The organism is Spirillospora sp. NPDC049652 (assembly GCF_040675125.1).
Taxonomy (GTDB): domain Bacteria; phylum Actinomycetota; class Actinomycetes; order Streptosporangiales; family Streptosporangiaceae; genus Spirillospora.
Genome location: NZ_JBFAOF010001244.1, coordinates 1 through 1,769, shown reverse-complemented (window position 1 = coordinate 1,769; position 1,769 = coordinate 1). Strand labels below are relative to the sequence as shown.

Below are 1,769 nucleotides of genomic sequence, written 5' to 3'. Positions count from 1 at the left end.
CGGACGAGGTCGGCCGCCTCGGCGACCGCACCGGCGGGGGCGAGGCGCTCGCCCCAGGACCACCGGTACCACCAGCCGTCCGCGTCCTGCTCGGCCAGGATGTTCTCCGTGAGGGCGGACGCGTCCGGGTTCGTCACGTGCAGGCTGGGCCCGTGGCCGCGCGGCATGGCGAGCCGGACCCGCAGGCCCCGCCGGGACAGCTCGTCGCCGAGCTCCTCCAGGTATTCGATTCGCGTCTTGACCAGCGCGGCGGTTCCCGTCTCGCCGGGTGCTCCGCCGCCAGGTCCCCTGTCGTCAGGCGTCATCCTCGCTTCTCCCGTGGATCGCGTGGCCCGACGAGCGCCAGACTGGCACGCCGCCGACCTGGACGCACGCACTGCGGGCCGTTCCGCGCCCCGTGTCCGGCCGCGTGGAACGTTCCGGGCGGCGCGCGCGAACCGATCTGCCCGGTCATGTGTCTGATAATCGGGATAACGTGCGCGTGGCTGAGGCGAGGAAGGGCGGGAAACCGGGATGAGTGGGGCTAATCCGGACTGGCGGGCCGAGCTGACGAGGCCGGACAACCCGCTCCCCCGACGACCCGGTGACGCGCCGTTCGACCCCGCCGCCGCCGGCTCCGGGCACGAGCCCGGGAAGGGGCCGGGCGCGTCCGGCGGGAAGGCCAAGGGCGCGTCGGCGTACTGGCACCGGCTGCACTACCCGGTCGGCGTCTTCCTCGCCGCGTACGGCCTGGCGAGCGTCGTCGGCGCGGTGCTGTCGTGGAGCGACCGGCGCGACCAGGTCGCGTCCTACCTGGACTCCGGCGTCGCGGGCACCGTCCTCGCCGGGGTGAAGGGGCTCGAACTGCTGCTCGTCCTGGTCACCGTCGCCGGGCTGGTGCGCCGCCGCGACGTGTGGTTCCTGCCCGCGCTCGCCGGCTGGATGGCGGGCTTCGGCGTGCTCTGCGTCCTGGACGTCCTGCGCGGCAAGTGGGGCGGCCTCGCGGAGCACGTCGCCTACCTGCTGATGTTCGGCGTCCTGCTGTTCGTCTCGTACGGTCTCGGCGTGAAGGCGCGCCTCGGCGGCAAGGGAGGCGGGCCGGGCGACGGCGGCGGTCTCAGCCGCACGCAGGAACTCGCGCTGGCCGCCCTCAACCGCATCCCCCGGCCGTCGCCCCCGTCGCGTCCGTCGGGGTCGAAGTTCGGCGAGAACCCGGTCGGCTGACAGAGCGCGAACCGTGCGCCGGGAGCCAGGACGGCACCCGGCGCACGCCGCGTTCCGGGCCGCGCGGCCCGGTTCCGCTCAGGGCCGGACTCAGGAGCAGGGCTCAGGGGCGGACGATGATCTTCGCGTGGCGTTCCGGGTTCGCCAGGTCCCGGAACGCCCGGTCCAGGTCGGGCAGGCCGACCTCGCCGGTGATGACGGCGCCGGCGTCGATGCGTCCGGCGCCGATGTCGTGCAGGGTGGCGCGGTACTCCTCGGGCATCGCGCCGAAGGTGCCCCGGACGGTGATCTCCTTGGCCGCCGCGACGCCCGGCTCGACGGTGTCGGGCTGCATGCACACGCCGACGAGCATGACCGTCGCACCCGCCGGAGCACCGTCGATGACCTGCCGCAACACCCCGGGGACGCCGACGCACTCGAAGATGACCGCGCCGCGCGCGGCGGTGCCGAAGATCTCGGCGGCGATGCGGTCGACCGTCGTCACCGGAACGCCGAGCTCGGCCCACCGGGTGTAGGGGGACGCGACGGCCGGGTCGAGCACCTCGTCCGCGCCGAGGGCCTCGGCG

The 1,769-nt window shown here is 74.6% G+C and carries 3 protein-coding genes; 1 reads left to right on the top strand and 2 read right to left on the bottom strand.

The features are described 5' to 3' along the window. The coding region (locus AB0J52_RS39045; RefSeq protein WP_500188113.1) for a hypothetical protein at positions 1–305 on the bottom strand (305 nt) is incomplete at its 3' end. A 208-nt stretch (positions 306–513) separates the two neighbouring features. On the opposite strand from AB0J52_RS39045, the gene AB0J52_RS39040 reads away from it, so the two are divergent. Further along, entirely contained in the window at positions 514–1,203 is a 690-nt protein-coding gene (locus AB0J52_RS39040; protein WP_500188111.1) for a hypothetical protein, read from the top strand. Between the two features lie 103 nt (positions 1,204–1,306). On the opposite strand, the gene AB0J52_RS39035 is transcribed toward AB0J52_RS39040, so the two are convergent. Then, a partial coding sequence (locus AB0J52_RS39035; RefSeq protein WP_500188110.1) for a zinc-binding dehydrogenase occupies positions 1,307–1,769 on the bottom strand: 463 nt, incomplete at its 5' end.

Coding starts and splice junctions, on each gene's coding strand:
- AB0J52_RS39040 (WP_500188111.1), top strand. CDS start 514: ATGAGTGGGGCTAATCCGGACTGGCGGGCCGAGCTGACGAGGCCGGAC.